The 18981-nt window shown below is 39.4% G+C and carries 17 protein-coding genes; 5 read left to right on the top strand and 12 right to left on the bottom strand.

Annotated elements, in window-relative coordinates; translation table 11 throughout:
* Window positions 1-14 precede the first annotated feature (14 nt).
* The 8 genes from rodA to AACZ88_RS04600 form a co-directional block, all read right to left on the bottom strand.
* Complete coding sequence (gene rodA / locus AACZ88_RS04635) at window positions 15-1298, bottom strand: rod shape-determining protein RodA (protein WP_339706902.1); 1284 nt, start codon at window positions 1296-1298, stop codon at window positions 15-17.
* On the bottom strand, window positions 1288-3156 hold the full coding sequence (locus AACZ88_RS04630; protein WP_339706899.1) for a penicillin-binding transpeptidase domain-containing protein: 1869 nt from the start codon (window positions 3154-3156) through the stop codon (window positions 1288-1290). The genes rodA and AACZ88_RS04630 overlap by 11 nt, the downstream gene beginning before the upstream one ends.
* Window positions 3153-3662: a rod shape-determining protein MreD gene (locus AACZ88_RS04625; RefSeq protein WP_339706896.1), complete on the bottom strand. Its 510-nt coding sequence runs from the start codon at window positions 3660-3662 to the stop codon at window positions 3153-3155. The genes AACZ88_RS04630 and AACZ88_RS04625 overlap by 4 nt, the downstream gene beginning before the upstream one ends.
* A complete protein-coding gene (gene mreC / locus AACZ88_RS04620) occupies window positions 3652-4470 on the bottom strand; it encodes a rod shape-determining protein MreC (protein ID WP_339706893.1) in 819 nt (272 codons plus the stop codon). The genes AACZ88_RS04625 and mreC overlap by 11 nt, the downstream gene beginning before the upstream one ends.
* Before the next feature lie 96 nt (window positions 4471-4566).
* Window positions 4567-5595: a rod shape-determining protein gene (locus tag AACZ88_RS04615; protein WP_339706890.1), complete on the bottom strand. Its 1029-nt coding sequence runs from the start codon at window positions 5593-5595 to the stop codon at window positions 4567-4569.
* A 65-nt stretch (window positions 5596-5660) separates the two neighbouring features.
* Window positions 5661-7193: a bifunctional phosphoribosylaminoimidazolecarboxamide formyltransferase/IMP cyclohydrolase gene (gene purH / locus AACZ88_RS04610; RefSeq protein ID WP_339706887.1), complete on the bottom strand. Its 1533-nt coding sequence runs from the start codon at window positions 7191-7193 to the stop codon at window positions 5661-5663.
* A gap of 276 nt (window positions 7194-7469) precedes the next feature.
* On the bottom strand, window positions 7470-7937 hold the full coding sequence (locus AACZ88_RS04605) for a GAF domain-containing protein (RefSeq protein ID WP_339706884.1): 468 nt from the start codon (window positions 7935-7937) through the stop codon (window positions 7470-7472).
* A 192-nt stretch (window positions 7938-8129) separates the two neighbouring features.
* Window positions 8130-8432 (bottom strand): hypothetical protein, encoded by a 303-nt coding sequence (locus tag AACZ88_RS04600; RefSeq protein WP_339706881.1) that lies wholly within the window; start codon window positions 8430-8432, stop codon window positions 8130-8132.
* A gap of 241 nt (window positions 8433-8673) precedes the next feature.
* Here AACZ88_RS04600 and AACZ88_RS04595 point away from each other — a divergent pair, with 241 nt between their 5' ends.
* The 5 genes from AACZ88_RS04595 (at window position 8674) to AACZ88_RS04575 (ending at window position 14977) form a co-directional block, all read left to right on the top strand.
* A complete protein-coding gene (locus AACZ88_RS04595) occupies window positions 8674-9087 on the top strand; it encodes a hypothetical protein (protein WP_339706878.1) in 414 nt (137 codons plus the stop codon).
* Window positions 9088-9185: 98 nt separating this feature from the next.
* Window positions 9186-9752, top strand: coding sequence for a helix-turn-helix domain-containing protein (locus AACZ88_RS04590; RefSeq protein ID WP_339706875.1), 567 nt, complete (start codon window positions 9186-9188; stop codon window positions 9750-9752).
* A gap of 73 nt (window positions 9753-9825) precedes the next feature.
* Window positions 9826-12321, top strand: a complete 2496-nt coding sequence (locus AACZ88_RS04585) for a heavy metal translocating P-type ATPase (RefSeq protein WP_339706872.1) — start codon at window positions 9826-9828, stop codon at window positions 12319-12321.
* 20 nt (window positions 12322-12341) lie between these two features.
* Entirely contained in the window at window positions 12342-14603 is a 2262-nt protein-coding gene (locus AACZ88_RS04580) for a TonB-dependent receptor (protein WP_339706869.1), read from the top strand.
* A 17-nt stretch (window positions 14604-14620) separates the two neighbouring features.
* Window positions 14621-14977 (top strand): cation transporter, encoded by a 357-nt coding sequence (locus AACZ88_RS04575; protein ID WP_339706866.1) that lies wholly within the window; start codon window positions 14621-14623, stop codon window positions 14975-14977.
* Between the two features lie 423 nt (window positions 14978-15400).
* Here AACZ88_RS04575 and groL read toward each other — a convergent pair whose 3' ends face one another.
* The 4 genes from groL to AACZ88_RS04555 form a co-directional block, all read right to left on the bottom strand.
* Window positions 15401-17041, bottom strand: coding sequence for a chaperonin GroEL (gene groL / locus AACZ88_RS04570; protein ID WP_339706863.1), 1641 nt, complete (start codon window positions 17039-17041; stop codon window positions 15401-15403).
* 111 nt (window positions 17042-17152) lie between these two features.
* Complete coding sequence (locus tag AACZ88_RS04565) at window positions 17153-17431, bottom strand: co-chaperone GroES (protein ID WP_089887006.1); 279 nt, start codon at window positions 17429-17431, stop codon at window positions 17153-17155.
* Window positions 17432-17578: 147 nt separating this feature from the next.
* Complete coding sequence (gene secG / locus AACZ88_RS04560; RefSeq protein WP_339706854.1) at window positions 17579-17953, bottom strand: preprotein translocase subunit SecG; 375 nt, start codon at window positions 17951-17953, stop codon at window positions 17579-17581.
* 4 nt (window positions 17954-17957) lie between these two features.
* Entirely contained in the window at window positions 17958-18884 is a 927-nt protein-coding gene (locus tag AACZ88_RS04555) for a hypothetical protein (protein WP_339706851.1), read from the bottom strand.
* Between the last annotated feature and the right edge of the window lie 97 nt (window positions 18885-18981).

The following is an 18981-nucleotide window of genomic DNA, read 5'->3' as shown; positions in this document are numbered from 1 at the left end:
TAAACTTCGAGAAGTTAGACTCCTTCCTTTAGCCTATTGGCATCTAACTTTAAAAGGATAAAGATAAGTATGGTGAAGAAAATCATACCTGATCCACCATAGCTGAATAAAGGTAACGGAATACCAATAGTGGGTAACAGGCCGATAACCATTCCGATATTTATAAAGTAATGAATCAATAGAATAGAAATGACACCATAACCATACATACGCGCAAAATCTGTCTTTTGACGTTCGGCCAAATAAACAAGCCGCAATAACAAGAGCGTGAAAAGTAGAACAACACTTGTAGTGCCGACAAAACCCCATTCTTCACCTACGGTAGTAAAGATATAATCTGAATGTTGTTCCGGTACGAAATCACCTTTGGTTCGAGTTCCTTCCAAAAATCCTTTGCCAAAAAAACCACCGGATTCAATGGCTTTTTCAGATTGATAGGTATTGTAGCCTATTGTTTTGCGTATTTGTTCTAATTTTTTTGGATCCTTTTCCAAGCGAAGCCATAAACTGAACCGGTCTCTATGGCGCTGTTCGAATACATTATTGAAAACAAAATTAACGGAAAGGGAAAACAGTATCATGATGATTATAGCAGAGGCCAATGGTATAATAGGAACCCTAAACCTTTTCTTCTTTAACAAGAAGAATAAGATGACCATTAAGGCTAATGCAATAACGACCCATATGGTACCGAACATCAAAGTTGTTGCGAATACCAGGATAGCAATAAATACAATACCTAGATAGTAAAGCGGTAAGCCCTCCCTGAAAATTACAAAAGTCAATGAGAAAAACACCAAGGCACTTCCAGGATCGGGTTGTGGAATTATCAATAGCGCCGGTATGAATAAAATTAAAAATGCATACAGCTGATCCTTACGACGCTTAATGTCAGTTTGTATATCGCTTAAGTATTTCGCAAGGGCCAAAGCCGTAGCAACCTTTGCCAATTCGGTTGGTTGCAAGTTAAAGAAGCCCAAGTCGTACCAAGAGGTGGCACCCGCCACGGTCTTACCAAAAACAAACAATCCTAAGAGCAGTATCATGGCAATAACGTAGAAAACGCTGGCAAAGCGTTCATAAAAACTGGCCTCTAAAGCCAATACTATAATAATGGTCAATAGGCTGACCCCAATAAAGAACAGTTGTTTGCCATGTAATGTGCCAAAATTAAAAATCGAGGGTTCTGCTTCTGTAAATGTGCTTGAATAAATATTGACCCACCCGATTAATATCAATAGCAAATAGAAAAGTACGGTAAGCCAATCGATTCGTCGTAAAATACTTTTACCAGACATACTCGTTGATCTTAAACTCTTTTCCGCTATAAGGCTTGGCATATTCATGCTCCAAAGTCTTCTCTAGCATCTTTTTTTCGAGATCCTTACGTGTAATAAAGCCTTTGATATATTTTTCAATCATTAAGGAAGCAATGTGTCCGGCATATCTAGAGCCATAGTAGCCGTTTTCTATATAGACTGCAATGGCAATTTTCGGATTATCAACTGGGGCAAAGGCCACAAAAACTGAGTTGTCGGTCAATTGGGTCTTCACTCCGTCTATTTTGGTAAAATTTTCAACGGTACCTGTTTTTCCAGCAATGGCAATATCGGGTATTTTAACCCATCGAGCAGTTCCTTTATTGTAAACATCGGCCATGCCTTGAACTACTGGGTCGAAGTGCTTTTTGTCAATAGTGGTATGTTGCGGTTCTGTAAATTTTGAATCCTTGATATCTTCGCCTTCGATTTTCTTTAAAATATGAGGGATGTAGTAATGACCTCGGTTTGCTATGGCGGCAGTCATATTGGCTAGCTGAAGTGGTGTTACGGCAATTTCACCTTGACCTATGGCATTGGAATAGATGTAAGACCATGACCATCGGTTATCGCCATACCATTTGTCATATAACTCTTTGTTAGGAACTCTTCCAGGGCGTCCTGTATAAATATCAGAACCCAAATAGCCTCCAAGGCCAAAACTTCTCATATGTTTTTCCCAAACATCCATACTCTCGTCAGAAGTGGGGTACTTGCTAAACATTTTTTGAAAGACCCCGGCAAAATAGGCGTTACACGAGTTGTAAATGCCACTATTCAAATCCCTAAGTCCGCCACCACAGTGACAGCCTCTTTTTTTTCTGCCAATATAAAAGCCATTATAACACCGAATGGATGTTTCAGGGGTAATTACCCCTTCTTGCAAGGCTACTAGCGCGTTCAATGTCTTGAAAGGAGACCCTGGTTCCTTTTCAAAAGAGATGGAACGGTCAAATAAGGGCTTGGCTATAGTGTCATAATGAAGTGCACTATAATTTTTCGACCTTTCTCGGCCCACTAAAAGCGCTGGGTCATAAGTCGGCCCTGAAATCATGGAAAGTATTTCGCCCGAAGAAGGCTCTATGGCAACGATACCACCATGTTTGCCATGCATCAATCGCTCACCGTATTCTTGAAGGTCTTTATCTATGGTTATACTTATTTCTTTGCCTTGTTCGGGCAAAGTATCCATAATTTGGTCCTTGTATGGACCTATATCCCTATTGAAACGGTCTTTTTGAATATATTGCACACCCTTTCTCCCTCGTAGAATATCTTCATATTGTTTTTCCACGCCTGAACGGCCGGTTAATTCCCCTTGTATGTAAAATGGATTTTTAGCCAAATCACGTTCGTTTACTTCACTGATATAGCCTAAAACATTTGCAGCACTAAAGGTATCATAATCACGTAAAGAGCGCTTCTGAATGTAAAAGCCCTGATAATGCCGCATTTTTTCTTGAAGTTTGGCATAATCTTCCTTCGAAAGCTGAGGAACCAAAACTGAAGGTAGTCTGGGGGAATAAATACGAGCTTTGTTTAGGCTCTTGATAAATTTCTCCTTTTCAATGCCCAATAGGCCGCAGAATTCCAAAGTGTCTAAGGCCCTTACTTCTCTCGGAATAACCATCACATCGTAGGCAGGTTGGTTTGCTACCAACAATTTGCCGTTCCTGTCATAAATATAACCACGTTCTGGATAATCATAGACCCGCTTGATGGCAGGATCTTCCAATACTTCATTAGGGGAAAAACTGAATATCTGAAGGTATGATAACCTGCTGATAAAGGTAATTCCTATAATTATTATTATCGAAGAAAGTAAAACTCTTTTCATTCTTTACTAGCACTGAATAACGATCCAAACAACAAACATAGTATCAATGTCGCTAAACCAATAGAGACTGTCTTTTTCAAAACTAATAGAAAGTTTTCCAAACTAAAAATCTCTAGGGAGAAGAAAACAAGATGATGTACTATTATTAGTAACGCCAAAAATGTGATTTGTTGTGCTTTAGTAGTGCTACTTAGTTTAAAACTTTGAAATTCGAAATTGACCCCAAAGACAAATCGCATTATCGTCGGGCGCACATAGGCAATGGTCACCGTTGATGCTGCGTTCAAAGCTAGGGTGTCGGAAAAAAAATCGATAGAAAGCCCGAGAAGAAAACTGAGAGCTATAAAAGCAGATCGGTTTTCTTTGATTGGATACCAGTATAAAAAAAGAATGTAGACCATAGGGTTGATATACCCGAAGAAATTAAGCCTATTAAAGACCAGTACCTGTACCAGTACCAGCAGGGTAAAGCGAATGATATTTAAAAAGTAATAATTACTGATCATTGTTTATGGTCTTGGCCTCTAGTTGCTCAATTTCAGATTTGTATACATTGTTGACGATGTAGACATTTTTAATATTTGTCATATCATTGAAAAGATCTACATCAATACTATAAAAGCTCTTGGCCGTATCGAGATTGAATTTTTTTATGGTACCTATAGGTACATTTTCAGGAAAAATGCTACTCATTGCGCCTGTGACGATAGTGTCGCCAACGTTAAGCTGTACAAATCTTGGAATATCGATCAATTGTACCACATTGTACATCTTGGTGTCCCATATCAGTGAACCAAAGTGATTACTATTCTTAATTTTGGCATTGATAGTTGATTTTTCGTTTAAAATACTCTGAACAGTTGCAAAATTTTCAGAAGTATTCTCAACTATGCCAAGAATACCTTCTGAAGTAATAACCCCCATGTCTTGCTTGATACTGTCACTTTCTCCCTTATTTATGGTGATGTAGTTTCGTTGATTGGTAAAGCTGTTTTTGATGACCCTGGCGTCGACTACAGTATAGTTGATGGTGGAGTCAAGTGCTATGGAATCAGAGGTTTTACTATTGAAAAGTAAAGTTTGTAATCGCTTGTTCTCGTTGACTAATTTCTTATTTTCCTCACTAAGTCCAAAATAAGAAGAAATACCATGGGAAGTTTCATAAATACTGCCTGTAACCCAATTGGAAGAATTAAAAAACCGTGCTTGGTGGTACGAATGTGATTGCACGGTGAATGCCAAGGCTATGATCAGTAAATGGAAGTAGAGCAGAAAACTCTTATACCGTAATACAAAATTTATAATCTGTTGCATTCACTATATTGTTTTTGTGTGAGCTGTGAAAGCACCTTCATTCGCAGAACAACGACAAGCCTGAATAATAAAAATTCTATCAACTACTATAAAAGCTTACTTGATAAGAATACTTTTGTAGCGTTCTAGATTTTTTAAAGCGATACCGGTTCCTCGTACTACTGCGCGCAAAGGATCTTCTGCGATATAAACGGGTAGATCTGTTTTTTGTGACAATCTTCTATCAAGTCCGCGAAGCATTGATCCTCCCCCCGCAAGGTAAATGCCCGTATTATAAATATCGGCCGCTAATTCAGGCGGTGTTTGAGATAGCGTTTCCATAACGGCATCTTCTACCCTTAAAATCGATTTGTCCAATGCTTTGGCAATTTCCCTGTACGAAATTTGAACTTGCTTTGGCTTTCCCGTTAGCAAATCTCTACCTTGAACCGATTTTTCATCAGGGGGGGTCTGTAGGTCTTCGGTAGCAGAACCTATCTCAATTTTGATACTTTCCGCCGTAGCTTCACCAACATATAAATTATGCTGGGTACGCATATAATAAATAATATCGTTGGTGAACACATCACCTGCAATTTTGACGGATTTATCACATACAATACCCCCCAAGGCAATCACGGCAATTTCTGTGGTACCACCACCTATATCAACAATCATGTTTCCTTTGGGTTGCATGATGTCCAATCCGATACCGATGGCTGCTGCCATGGGTTCGTGAATTAGATAAACCTCTTTGCCGTTGACACGTTCGGCCGATTCTTTTACCGCACGCATCTCTACTTCGGTAATTCCCGAAGGAATACAAATAACCAATCTTAAAGCCGGAGGGAACCACTTTTTCTTCAAAGCTGGGATATTCTTAATGAACATCATCAGCATTTTTTCCGATGCGTCAAAGTCTGCGATTACACCATCTTTCAATGGACGTATGGTCTTGATGTTTTCGTGGGTCTTTCCTTGCATCATATTGGCCTCCTTGCCAACGGCGATTATTTTACCTGAGATTCTATCTCTGGCAACAATAGATGGACTATCGACCACGACTTTGTCCATATGAATAATCAGGGTGTTCGCCGTACCTAAATCGATGGCGATTTCCTCTGTCAAGAAATCAAAAAATCCCATTTTTTATCGTTTGGTTATGTTAGTAGCTTGAAAGGGGTGTATTTTCATCGACAAAAGTAGTAAAATTAATGCTTAAAATGACGTGTGCCTGTCATTACCATGGCAACGTCATTTTCATTGCAATAATCAACGCTCAATTGATCTTTAATAGACCCACCGGGTTGTATAACGCTGGTAATACCACTTTTATTGGCTATCTCAACACAATCTGGAAAAGGAAAGAAAGCATCACTTGCCATAACGGCTCCATTCAAGTCAAATTTAAAAGATGCTGCCTTGTGAATTGCTTGATTTAGGGCATCTACACGGGAAGTTTGTCCAGTGCCACTTGCGCACAATTGTTTGTTTTTTGCCAAGACGATGGTGTTGCTTTTTGTATGTTTACACAATTTCGAAGCAAAAATAAGGTCTTCAATTTCGCTTTTTGAAGGCTGTTTGTTTGTTACATATTGTAAATCGGCCAAAGCATCGGTCTTTGAGTCTTTTTCTTGGACCAAGACGCCATTCAAGCATGATCTGACTATGGTATCAGGCAGTTCGATTTCATTTAATATAAGTATGATACGGTTTTTCTTACCCTTTAACACTTGCAAAGCTTCTTCTGAATAACTTGGTGCGATCACTACCTCGCAGAACAAATTGTGAATTTCGTCGGCAGTGGCTTTGTCAATTTCAACATTGCTGATAAGTATACCGCCAAATGCCGAAACCGGGTCTCCTGCCAAGGCATCGACGTAGGCGGAATGAATTGTGTCCCTCGTGGCCAATCCACAAGCGTTGTTATGTTTTAGAATGGCAAAAGTAGGGTCGTCATTCTTGAATTCGTTTATCAGGTTTACCGCCGCATCGACATCGAGCAAATTATTATAGGAGAGTTCTTTACCATGTAATTTGGTGAATATGGCATCGAAATCACCGAAAAAGAAACCTTTCTGATGAGGGTTTTCACCATAGCGCAGTACTTGTCCGGTAGTTTCACTAATCTTAAGAACGGTCTCTTGATTGTCTTTGTTGAAATAATTGAAAATGGCCGTATCGTAGTGGGAAGAAACGTTGAATGCTTTCGCGGCAAAGCGCTTACGGTCTTCTAGAGTGGTGTTTCCACCATCCGAAGAAATCACATTTAAGAAATCACCGTAATCTTCCATTGAACTGACACAAAGAACATCTTTGAAATTCTTTGCCGCTGCGCGAATCAATGAAATACCACCGATATCTATTTTTTCAATGATATCTTGTTCCGAAGCACCACTGGCGACTGTTTTTTCAAATGGGTATAGGTCAACGATAACGATATCTAATTGTGGAATTTGAAATTCTTCCAATTGGGCAACGTCACTTTCATTGTCCTGACGATTCAAAATGCCTCCAAAAACCTTGGGATGAAGCGTTTTTACCCTTCCTCCCAAAATGGAGGGATAACTGGTAACTTCTTCGACCGGAATAACGTTGATACCCAAATTCTTGATAAATGTTTCAGTACCTCCTGTAGAATAGATGGTAATGCCGAGTTCTGCGAATTTTTTAACGATGGGTTCCAATCCATCTTTATGAAATACGGAAATTAAGGCCGACGTGGCTTTTTTGGTACTGCTCATTTTTTTTATGTTAGGAATTGTGGGATGAATCCTCGATTTTGATTACCGCTTTCAAGGATACTTTACTGTTTAATTTTCAAAAATTTGAATGTTTTGGTGGTTATTCTGGGTCTGCCCTAAAGGTTCGGCCACATAACAGCGCAAAAGTACTTTTTTTACAGATAAAAGTACGGCCGCGTTATCAACAAAATCGTTAAAGTTTTAAACCGTTTCTACTATATTCAGTAGCTGATTCGGCTCTTTTGTATAAATTCGTTTATTGTCGGTTCAACACAATTATTCGAGGTAGCCCTGAATAATTTTCGCCACATTTTGATTTACAAACTCTAAAAACCTTTCATCTTGTCCTGTAAATGGGTCTGGTGTATTTGAATCGATGTCAATTTGTCCTACATTCTGACCATTTAAGAATAGCGGGACTACAATTTCAGATTTAACAGTTATGCTGCAAGCAATATAATTATCTTGGGCACTTACATCGGGTACCACAAAATTCTGATTACTTATGGCTACTTGCCCGCAGATACCTTTGCCAAATGGGATAATCGTATGGTCGGTGGGTTTTCCGGCATAGGGGCCGAGTTTCAGTTCTTCCTTATCGCCGTTTTTGAAGTAGAATCCGACCCAATCATAATGGGGTACGGTAGTCTTCAATAGTTCACATACTGCTTGAAGACGATTTTCAATGGAGGAGTCGGCGTTACTTAAAATCGCATTGACTTTAGATTGTAGTTCCTTGAACATGATACTTGTTTTTTGCAAAAGTAGTGCTTTGTATGCACTTGTCGTATTCCCTCTTCAAATCAAAAATATATATTATTGGCGGTTGGTTCGAGAAGGGAGATTTGAAATTCTCACATGCAAAAATGACCTGCCCGATAACAATACCGGATAGGCCATTTTTCAACTTTTTTAAAATGCAGGCGCTTAGATCTTTTAAAGATTTTTGTTGACTGCTTTTACTTGGGGCCCATCAAAAACTTTCACTGTAGTAGCTGCAATCATAAAGGGCAGCCCTATTATTTTTTCGAATAAAGTATTTCTAAAGAGCCAATCTTTTCGAAGGTCTAAATTTGTTGGACAGGAGTCACATGGGCCAGGTGGGAGTATACCAGGTTTTATTTCGAATAGTGGGGGGCATTCAATAGGTCGTCCATTTTCATCTGCACAGCGGGTTTGCCCTAACATGGTGTTTGCGCTAAAAGCCAAAAAGGCTAATACTAAAATTGTTGTTCTCATAATAATAAATTTAAAAATTAATAAAATGTTTTTATTCGTCTTTTTATGTTATTCGGAATAACAAGGTTAACATGCCTTGCGAAAGATTTGTATTCAATGAGTGATAAAAACATAGCGGTACTGATTTTACTAAGTTATAACGTGTGAAAAGGAATTGAAGATGGGGAACGGTGTGCCCAAATTTTCGTTAAACATACAGTTGTGCTCTATTAGAATAATAATTATTCATAATTTTGTGCTAATGAAAGAAAAACTACATCGTTATTTTTCATGTCTAATGGCGGTCGTGCTGTTATTTTCTACTACTTCTTGGAAAGTGGAGAAGCACTATTGCATGGGGCACTTAGTCGATGTTGCTTTTTTTGTCGATGCACAAGATTGTGGAATGGACACCTCCTCGGAATCTGCACCGGAAGCTACTAAGGAAAAGAAATCTTGCTGTGACCATGAGGTAATAGCTGTAGAAGGTCAGAATGACGCCAAACCCTCTTTTAACGACTTTGATCTGGAACATCAATCGTTTTTGGTCGCTTTTACCCATTCTTATATTGGTTTGTTTGAACCATTGACGACTCAGCGCATTTCACATACGCAATATATTCCTCCCAAGATTGTTAAGAATATTCAGTTGCTTGACGACGTTTTCCTAATCTGATTCCTTTTTAGTTTACTTCTTGTCACTCTTTTCGAGGTGTATTCGAGTTAAATAAATCGATGCACTTCAATAGTTTTCAACTTTCTATAAATCATCAAATGACAACCACTTTCCATATAAAAAATATGGTCTGCGACCGATGTAAAATGATTGTGTCCCAATTGTTTGCTGAAATCGGGGCTTCTCCTGTGAACGTTCAATTAGGTGCCGTTACCGTATCATCCGACAATCCATTGAATTACGAGCAAGTGCGCCATGCTCTGGAAAGCAAGGGTTTTGAATTGATTGCCGATAAAAATGAAATCTTAATTGAAAGAATAAAAGCGAGGCTCATTGATTTTGTTAATCCCGGAAGGCCAAGCAATGAAGAGAATGTTTCCTCCTTTTTGTCTGGAAAACTAAATCGTGACTATTCCCTGTTAAGCAAGCTTTTTAGTAGAATGGAAGGTGTTTCCATAGAGAAATATGTTATTAATTTAAAAACGGAAAAGGCCAAAGAGTTGATTCAAATGAACAATTTGAACTTTTCTGAGATTGCATATGCCTTGGGCTATAAAAGCAGCAGTCACCTTGCAAGACAGTTTAAATCGGTAACAGGGTTGTCAATGTCTGAATACAAGAATCTACAAAATTGGGAGCGCAAACCCTTAGACCGAATTGTATAAGCCTTAACCATAACTAATCAAATGTATACCGAAGTTCCATAGTAATTTTGTGTCGTAATAAAAGAATATTCAAATGAATAAGACATATCATATTCACGGAATGAGTTGTAGTGGGTGTAGCGCCCATGTGAAGCAGACGTTGGCTAACATTGAGGGCGTGGCCAATGCCTCGGTCGATTTAGTAAAAGCTGAAGCTATTTTAGAAATGGATACGGAGATACCGTTGCAAACATTGCAAAATGCGATGAAAGCAGCTGGGGGGCATTATTCCATTCATGAGCGAGGTTCTCATCATTATCAAGAGGAAGCAAAACCGAAAAAACAAAAAAACGGTAACGTAACTTTCTATTGCCCAATGCATTGCGAAGGCGATAAAACTTATGACGCCCCTGGCGATTGTCCGGTTTGCGGGATGGATTTGGTCGAAGAAGTGAACGCTTCGAGTAATGTAGCCCAAGAATATACCTGTCCCATGCATCCGGAAATTGTTCGTGATGAACCGGGGGATTGTCCGATCTGTGGTATGGAATTGGTTCCAAAAAAGGTCGATGTTTCTGCAGAAGAAAGAAGTTACGCCAAGCTTTTGAATAAGTTTAAAATTGCCGTTGTTTTTACATTGCCCATTTTTATTATCGCGATGTCGGAGATGATACCTAATAACCCGCTTTATGATGTATTAGGTTTAAAGCATTGGAACTGGGTTCAGTTTGCATTATCTATTCCAGTTGTTTTTTATGCCACTTGGATGTTCTTTGAACGTGCTTACCGTTCGGTGAAAACATGGAATCTCAATATGTTTACCTTGATAGGCATAGGTGCCGGTGTGGCTTGGTTGTTCAGTGTATTTGCCATTTTAGTGCCTGATTTCTTTCCATCCCAATTTAAAACAGGTCAGGGTACGGTTCACGTATATTTCGAGGCCGCTACTGTTATTCTGACTTTGGTGCTTTTTGGCCAGTTGCTAGAGGCCCGTGCTCATAGTAAAACCAATTCCGCAGTAAAAGAACTGTTAAAGTTGGCTCCCAATAAAGCAATTCGAATTATTGATGGAAATGAAGAGTCCATTACAATCGACCAAATTTCAAAAGGAGATTTACTGCGCGTAAAACCAGGGGATAAAATTCCCGTTGACGGTGTTATCTCAGAAGGTGAAAGCACGGTGGATGAATCTATGATTACAGGTGAGCCCGTTCCTGTTCAAAAAACAAAAGGAGACAACGTAAGCTCAGGTACTATCAATGGCAAACGCTCATTTGTGATGAAAGCCGAAAGAGTAGGAGCTGATACCTTATTGTCACAGATCATTGAAATGGTAAACAAAGCGAGTCGAAGTCAAGCGCCTATTCAAAAACTGGCCGATAAGATTTCAAGTTATTTCGTGCCCGCGGTAGTTTTTGTTTCGGTGATAACCTTTGTTGTTTGGGTCATTTTCGGCCCCGAACCTGCCTATGTCTATGCATTGGTCAATGCGATAGCTGTGCTCATAATCGCTTGCCCATGTGCTTTGGGGTTGGCAACGCCAATGTCGGTTATGGTCGGTGTAGGTAAAGGAGCGCAATCGGGGGTCTTGATCAAGAATGCTGAGGGTTTGGAAAGAATGAACAAAATTGATACGCTGGTTATTGATAAAACAGGAACCATAACTGAAGGAAAGCCATCGGTCGAAAAGGTAGGTGGCTTTGCTGATTTTGATTCGCAAAGCGTGTTGCAATATATCGTTTCCTTAAACCAATATAGTGAACACCCATTGGCGGATGCTACTTTAAAATATGGGAAAGCTCAGGATGTAAAACTATTAAAGGTTGAAAATTTTGATTCTGTTACGGGAAAAGGAGTAACGGGAAAAATAGATGGAGTGGCTGTTGCTTTGGGTAATGAAAAGATGATGTTGGAGGCAAAATCTGTCATTCCCGATAATTTGAGATCTGACGTAGTCGTTCATCAAAAACAGGGAAAAACAGTTTCGTACTTGGCCGTCAATGGAAAAGCTGTCGGTTTTGTTGCTATTGGTGATAAGATTAAGAAAACAAGTAAAAGAGCTATTGAAGAATTGCAAAATTCGGGTATTGCCGTAGTTATGTTAACCGGTGATAATCAGGATACCGCAAAGGCTGTTGCCGATCAACTCAATCTGGCTGATTTTAAAGCGGGAATGCTTCCACAAGATAAGCTGGCCGAAGTCGAACGTCTGCAAGCTGAAGGTAAAAAAGTTGCCGTAGCTGGTGATGGTATCAATGACGCGCCTGCCTTGGCAAAAAGTGACGTGGGCATAGCTATGGGTACGGGTACCGATGTAGCTATCGAAAGCGCTTCGATTACCCTGGTCAAAGGCGATTTACAGGGCATTGTAAAAGCGAATAGACTGAGTAATGCCGTGATGAAAAACATCAGGCAGAATTTATTTCTTGCATTGATTTACAATACCGTAGGTATTCCTGTTGCAGCTGGAGTTTTGTTCCCATTTTTTGGGTTATTGCTTTCACCAATGATAGCTGCATTGGCCATGAGTTTTAGTTCTGTTTCTGTAATCGCCAATGCATTGCGTTTACGTGCGGCAAAAATTGATTGATTAAGTTTAAGTAAAGATGAATGAATAAATATATTATAGTACTTATTTCAACAATAATGCCTTGGCTCGTCTTTTCTCAGGAAAATGTGGACGGGGTAATCTTAGAAGCTGGAAATTCCAATGCAACAGGACTTCCGGGTGCCAATGTCTATTGGCAAGATTCTCAAACGGGAGTAGTTACCGATATTGATGGAAGATTTTCTATTCCTTTTAAAAAGGAATATAATAGATTGATAGTTAGTTGTGTGGGATTTGAGTCAGATACGTTGACCATAAACAAACCTAAAACTATTAACCATAGTTTGAAAGCATCCAATGAGTTGGATGAGGTAGTGGTGCAACAAGAGCGAGATGCCATTCAGAAAGCGTATTTCAGTCCACAAAATGTGGTTACGGTCAATAGTGCGGAATTGCTAAAAGCAGCTTGTTGTAATCTAGCGGAAAGTTTTGAAACTAATCCGGCAATCGATGTGAATTTTTCCGATGCCCTTACGGGAACGAAGCAAATTCAAATGTTGGGACTAACGAGTCCTTATTTGTTGATTACACAAGAGAATATCCCCATGGTCCGTGGTGCGTCACAGGCCTATGGTTTGACATTTACTCCCGGTACTTGGGTAGAGAGTATTCAGATTACAAAAGGTGCGGGTAGTGTGGTCAATGGCTATGAGAGTATTTCGGGTCAGATAAATACCGAGCTGGTAAAGCCGCTTACTGATGACGCCATTTTTGTGAATGGGTATGGAAATGAAAACGGGCGTTACGAATTGAACACCCATTTTAATAAACAATTGACGGATAAGTGGAGTACAGGCTTGTATATTCATGGAAATAAGAGAACCCAAAAAGAAGACGATAACCAAGATGGGTTTTTAGATGCTCCGATTGCCGACCAGATTAATGTTATGAACCGTTGGCAGTACCAAGATACCGAAAGGGGATGGGTAAGTTTCTTTAATGTTCGTTTCTTAAACGATGAAAAGCAAGTTGGGCAGACTAATTTTAACCCTGATACCGATAGGGTGGATGGCAATCGTGGTACATTGAACGAAGCTGAGGTGTGGGGAAGTGAAATCGATACACGGAGATTTGATACGTCGTTAAAATTAGGATACGTTTTTCCTGAGCTTCCTTTTCAAAGTTTTGGTTTTCAAACAGCGTACAGTTTGCATAAACAAGATTCGTATTTCGGGTTAAGAACTTATGATATCAATCATGAAAGCATCTATACGAATCTGCTTTTCAATTCTATTATCGGCGATACCAGAAATAAATTCAAAACGGGCTTTACATTCGCCTATGATGGTTACGATGAAATGGCCAACACAACAGATTATTCGCGGGAGGATAAATCGGTAGGGGCATTTTTTGAGTATAGCTATGAAAACTTGGAAAAGGTAAGCTTAACCGCTGGCCTTCGTGCCGATAGTCATAACCGTTTAGGTACTTTTGTGACACCGAGATTTCATATTCGGTACACACCTTGGGAAAAGGGCAGTTTGCGCGGTTCTTTTGGTAGGGGAAAACGTGCCGCAAACATTTTTGCGGAGAATCAGCAGTTATTTGCATCCTCAAGAGAGATTAAAATCTTAAATTCAGACGGAGATGTCTATGGCTTAGAGCCTGAAGATGCATGGAATTATGGAGTCAGTTTTTTGCAGGGTTTTAATCTCCTGAATCGAAAAGGGAATATCGTGTTCGATTATTATATTACCGATTTTAAAAATCAGGTTGTTGTAGATTGGGAAAATCCACAAGAAGTATCTTTTTATAATTTAGAAGGGGATAGTAAGGGAAGTAGTTTGCAGATAGAAGTGAATTACGAACTTTTGCCGCGATTAGATTTACGTACCGCCTATAAATTCTACGATGTTTCTACAGATTATAAAAGTGGCACTTTGCAGAAACCGTTACAGGCACAACATCGGTTTTTTGCTAACTTTGGCTATGAAACGAAAGCAAAGGAAAACGGTTCCCAGTGGAAGTTTGACTATACGTTGCACAGCTTAGGAGAAAAGAGGTTGCCAGACACAAGTTCTAATCCCCAGGTATATCAATTGGGGGCGTATTCGTCACCGTATAACCATATGAATGCCCAGATAACAAAGGTGTTCTCGAATACGTTTGAAATATATGCAGGTGGAGAGAACCTTTCAGATGTACAGCAAGCCAACCCCGTTTTAGGAAGTGACGACCCTTTTGGCCCTAATTTTGATACGACAATTGTATATGCACCTATAATGGGTAGAATGTTTTATGCAGGGTTTAGATTTAAAATTTAATGACTAAATAATAAAAAATGAAAACAACAATTTTATCAATAGCTATGACTTTGTTTACACTTGTGGCTTTTGCCCAAGAGAAGAACAAAAAAGCCACCTTTGATGTCAACGGAAAGTGTGCCATGTGTAAAGAGCGAATAGAGAAAGCTGCATTGGGGGTTAAAGGAGTCAAATATGCACTGTGGGATATTCCTACGCATCAATTATCCGTAATTATGGATGAGCGTAAAACAGATGCCATGAAGATTAAAACGGCGATAGTCGCTGTAGGCCATGATACCAAAGAATTGAAGGCTACAGAAGAGGCCTATGAGAGTGTTCATCCTTGTTGTAAGTATCGCGAAGATAATACAGACGATGGCGCTAATCATTGAGCATACTATGTTCCCTTATAATTTGGCAATATTCAAAGTGCTGGTTTAGTGCTTTTTTGAGAAACTACCTTTTTACAACTAAATCCGTTCAGCCTCTAAATGAGAACTGATGCGGATTTTTTTGTAAGCTGATGCTTTTTAGCTATGAACAAACCCCTATCTCTGTTCGATAAATAATGATGGTTACCTCGTCTTAAGACGTGCCAATTCTATAGATAGTTCGAGTTGATACTATGCAAGAAATATTTCAATTTCGCTGGGCTTTTGATGGTGTATTATAAGCTGTCTTGACTCTGGCACCAAAAGTAAGGTATTGCAGAGAAGTGGAAATCCTTTTTTTTATAGGTTTCATTGAAAATTTAAAAACCGCTATGGATAATTTTATCCATAGCGGTTTTTTATTATAAGTAATCTATACTCAAATTACATCATTCCGGGCATACCGCCACCGCCATGAGCGTGTCCGCCGCCACCAGCAGGAGCTTCCTCCTTAATGTCGGTCAAAGCACATTCGGTAGTTAATATCATTCCGGCAACAGATGCTGCATTTTCTAATGCCACTCTGGTTACTTTCTTAGGATCGATTATACCGGCTTTGAACATCTCAACGTATTTTTCAGATTTGGCGTCATAACCGTAATCTGCTTTTCCATCCAAAATTTTGGCAACGACTACAGAGCCTTCACCACCTGCATTTTCAACGATGGTGCGCAATGGAGATTCGATTGCTCTAGCGACAATCTGCAAACCTGTTTCTTCATCGGCGTTTTCAACGCTTACTTTTGATAAAACAGTTTTTGCTCTAACCAAGGCAACACCACCACCGGCAACGATACCTTCTTCAACAGCGGCACGAGTAGCATGCAAAGCATCATCAACACGGTCTTTTTTCTCTTTCATTTCAACTTCAGATGCGGCACCTACATAAAGTACTGCTACTCCACCAGCTAATTTAGCTAAACGTTCTTGAAGTTTTTCTTTGTCGTAATCTGAAGTAGTCGTTTCGATTTGCGACTTGATTTGATTAACACGGGTCTTGATGTCTTTTGCAACACCTCCACCGTTAACGATAGTCGTGTTATCTTTATCGATAGTTACTTTTTCACAAGTACCCAACATGTCGATAGTGGTATTGTCAAGGGAGAAGCCTCTCTCTTCCGAGATTACGGTACCTTTGGTCAAGATAGCGATATCTTCCAACATGGCTTTTCTTCGATCTCCAAAACCTGGGGCTTTTACCGCCGCTATTTTTAAAGACCCTCTTAATTTGTTCACTACCAATGTCGCCAAGGCTTCACCGTCAACATCTTCGGCAATAATCAATAATGGTTTGCCTGATTGCGCTACGGGCTCTAAAACAGGAAGCAAATCTTTCATTGAAGAAATTTTCTTGTCAAATAACAAGATGTACGGGTTCTCCAAATCTGCAGTCATTTTTTCAGAATCGGTAACAAAATAAGGGGAAAGGTAACCGCGATCGAACTGCATACCTTCAACAACGTCTACATAAGTATCGGTTCCTTTAGCTTCTTCAACAGTAATTACACCTTCTTTACCTACTTTTCCAAAAGCTTCGGCAATAAGTTCACCGATAACTTCATCGTTATTTGAAGATATAGATGCTACTTGTTTTATCTTTTCGGAAGAATCCCCAACTTTTTTTGACTGCTTGCCCAAGTTTTCGACGATAGCTTCAACAGCCTTATCGATACCTCTTTTTAAATCCATTGGATTTGCACCTGCAGCAACGTTTTTCAGTCCTTCTTTAACGATAGATTGTGCCAATACGGTAGCAGTAGTAGTACCATCACCGGCCAAGTCATTGGTTTTTGATGCAACCTCTTTTACCATTTGGGCGCCCATGTTCTCAAGTGCGTCGGCCAATTCTATTTCTTTTGCAACGGTTACACCATCTTTGGTGACCTGTGGAGCACCAAAAGACTTGCTTATAATAACGTTTCTTCCTTTTGGTCCTAAAGTGACTTTTACTGCGTTTGCCAATGCATCGACACCTCTTCTAAGGCCATCGCGTGCATCGATATCAAATTTTATATCTTTTGCCATAATAAATTTTCATTTTCATTCTCGTGTCGACGAGAATTTTTTTAATTAATCTTAAGTTTTTGGGATTTCCTCTTGAAGGTTATCAAGATTTATGGAAACAATTAAAATAGTTTAAATAATTGCCAAAACATCACTTTCGCGCATCATAAGATAATCGGTGCCTTCCAATTTAAGCTCGGTACCGGCATACTTTCCGTATAGAACGGTATCACCTACTTTTACAGTAACCTTTTCGTCCTTGGTGCCAGGTCCAACAGCAACAATTTTGCCTTGTTGGGGTTTTTCCTTTGCAGTGTCAGGAATATAGATGCCAGATGCCGTCTTGGTTTCGGCTGCCATGGGCTCTATAAGAACCCTATCTGCCAATGGTTTAATCTTAACTTTAGCCATATTAATTTAAATTTTAAAATTGATTTTTAATAATTCCACGATTGCATTGACAGAAATTATGCCATGATGCGAAAACTGACATAATGTTAATGCAAAAATGCCAGCTTGTCATTTTGGCTGGCATTTTGATATGATATTTGTAATAGATTATAGGCTATCGGTCGGATCGGCATCATTGCTCGCCGGTGCCGGAACTTCTTGAGGAACCGCTTCCGGTACCGTTTCCGGAACTGTGGTTTCAATATCGTCGCCTCCCTGTAATAGTTTAGAATCGGCATCCCCATAATTTCCGGTAAGGGCTATATTGGAAGCTAAAATCAAAACAACTAAAAGAATGGCCAAAGTCCATGTGCTTTTGTCTAAAAAGTCACCTGTCTTTTTTACGCCGCCAACTACTTGACTGCCACCTCCGCCAAACGAAGATGATAAACCGCCGCCTTTAGGGTTTTGAACCATTATGACCAAAACCAAAAGGAAACATACAACGATTATGAGGATTAGGAATATTGAAAAGGTACTCATTATATTATTTGTTTTCTTTCTGTAATTTTTCCACCGCTCGAATACGGTCTGCAAAGAAACCACTTTTTTCCGGATATTTCAAACTTAAAATTTTATAGGATTGAATGGCTTTTTTATACTTTTTTTGTTCCAAATAGACCTTGGCCAATGTCTCTGTCATCAGCTCTTTTTTATCAAGTTCGATTGAAGACTTGATATCTATTTTATGATACTTGTCTTCTTTGGCAATTGGTGTTATTTTCGGATTGTCTTCAATGAACTTGTCTATAAGTTCAAATTTTTTCTTTTTTAAGATTTCTTCCTCTAGTGTGAATTGTATTTCTTCTTTGTCGGAAGTTGTATGGCTTTCCTCCTTGTTTCGCTGTATTGTCTTAGGTGACGTGAGTTGAAGCCATTCTGCAAAAGAATATTTTTCCTTTTTTGTAAAGGGCAGCGGCTGGCCTAGTTGTAGTTGCTGCTTTGTCTCCGATGCTACGGTTAATTTCTTATCTATTTCCGGATCTTTTGACTTGAAAAGCTTTGGGTCTAGAATTTGGTCGGCGTCTTCAGTGGTCAACGATAAGTGGGGCGAGGCTTTTTTAGCAGGTTGTGTGGTGCTTTTTGGGGCGGCCACAATTTCTTCGGAAATGATTTCTTGGTCGACCAATGGAGTGGTTTTGCCGGAAATTGTATCAGCAATACTATTTTGTAAGAACTCATCGGAAGTTATGAAATCGAAAAGAATATCTCGATCTGTGGTATAGGCCGCGGTGATTTTTAGGGCTTTATTGTATTTAAAACTATTCAGGTTTTTGAGTCCTTTTAAATGTAGTGCTTTTGCAGCCTGAAAGTATGGGTACTCCTCAAGTATGTCTTCCAAGTGTTTGGTCTGAACCGGGGACACTACCTTGTTCGGGTTTTGCAGGAGATATGTGAAATCTTGTACTTTCATTTATACTACTAGATGCTGCCTCGATTTAGTTTTAAAGCAATGAGGTGTGGCATGTTTTAAGAATTTATATGTTCTCGTTGTCAGGGCTATTGAAAAT

The organism is uncultured Kriegella sp. (assembly GCF_963975415.1).
Taxonomy (GTDB): domain Bacteria; phylum Bacteroidota; class Bacteroidia; order Flavobacteriales; family Flavobacteriaceae; genus Kriegella.
The sequence above is the reverse complement of the archived record's forward strand: the minus strand, read 5'-3'. Positions and strand labels throughout refer to the sequence as shown.